The 1,188-nt window shown below is 58.8% G+C and carries 1 protein-coding gene and 1 pseudogene; one reads left to right on the top strand and one right to left on the bottom strand.

All coding sequences use genetic code 11. The features are described 5' to 3' along the window. Positions 1-186: pseudogene (locus IVB27_RS31315) on the bottom strand (IS110 family RNA-guided transposase); the annotation flags it as partial. A 162-nt stretch (positions 187-348) separates the two neighbouring features. On the opposite strand from IVB27_RS31315, the gene IVB27_RS31310 reads away from it, so the two are divergent. Continuing rightward, positions 349-1,188 (top strand): ISL3 family transposase (locus tag IVB27_RS31310; RefSeq protein ID WP_247446689.1); only part of this gene is annotated, 840 nt, incomplete at its 3' end.

The raw sequence follows: 1,188 nt of genomic DNA, 5'->3' as shown, positions 1-1,188 counted from the left end.
CCAACTCGCCATCGCACCGGTCTCGAAGCCGATACGCTCGGCATGAGGCGCATGTTTGTTAAGCAGGTCAGTCAAGGCACCAGGATTAGACTTGGCTTTTCCTTCGAAGATTACTTGACCAGTCTCGTTGACAACGCACACAGCGGTTTCTCTCTGTGAGACGTCCAGCCCGACGTACTGCTTCATGGGAGCTCCTTCGAATCATTTGATTGCGAGGGCTCAACGATAACGGAGTTTGTCTGCCACGAGCGCCGACCGCAATTACGTCATCGTTTGCAAATTTGGGTCTGACTCATTTCCGATGAAGTTTGCCGGGCGACTGTGGTTCTCAAACGGAGAATCAGCGCCATGCGGACGGGCTTTCAAATCTCATCGCTAGTACCGAGTGGTTTGGTGTTTGATGGTGTAAGTGACTCAATGGATTCGCTTATTCTGTCTGTTAGGTCGGAAGCTGCGGAGGCTCGGTGCCCTTTGTGCGCGACAGCGTCGAGCCGCATCCATAGCCGCTACGTCCGGCACGTTGCCGATTTGCCATCAGCGGGCAGAAAGGTGCGCCTCCGATTGCTCACGCGGCGCTTCACATGTGAGGTGCCGCATTGCCGCCGGCGGATCTTCGCGGAGCGGTTCGGAGAAGACATCGTCCCGCTGCGACGGCGCCGGACAGCACGGCTGGAATACATCGTTCATCACTTGGGGTTGGCGCTCGGCGGCCGGCCGGCGGCAAGCTTCGCCAAGCGGCTCATGCTGCCTGTCAGCAACGATACCTTGCTACGGGTGGTCCGTCGGCGGACGGCGATGCCGACCGATCCATTGCTTGTTGTGGGCATCGATGACTGGGCGTTCCGGAGAAACCATCGATACGGGACGATCGTGTGCGATTTGGAGCGTCGGCGGATCGTTACCCTGCTGCCCGACAGAGAGACTGCGACCGTTCGGGCGTGGCTATCGAAGCACCCAGCGATCAACATTGTGTCGCGGGATCGCGGTGGTGGATATGGCGAGGCAGCAGCTAAGGCGCTGCCGAACGCCATCCAGGTCGCCGACCGCTGGCATCTGATGGAAAATGCGAGCGCGGCCTTCCTTGATGCGGTGCGCCGCTCCATGAACAGAATCCGAACCGCAATCGGAGCGACAACGATCAACCCGGAATTGCTGACCTATGCGGAAAAGCTGCGCTATCAGGGCTAT

The organism is Bradyrhizobium sp. 197, from assembly GCF_023073375.1.
Taxonomy (GTDB): domain Bacteria; phylum Pseudomonadota; class Alphaproteobacteria; order Rhizobiales; family Xanthobacteraceae; genus Bradyrhizobium.
The sequence above is the reverse complement of the archived record's forward strand: the minus strand, read 5'-3'. Positions and strand labels throughout refer to the sequence as shown.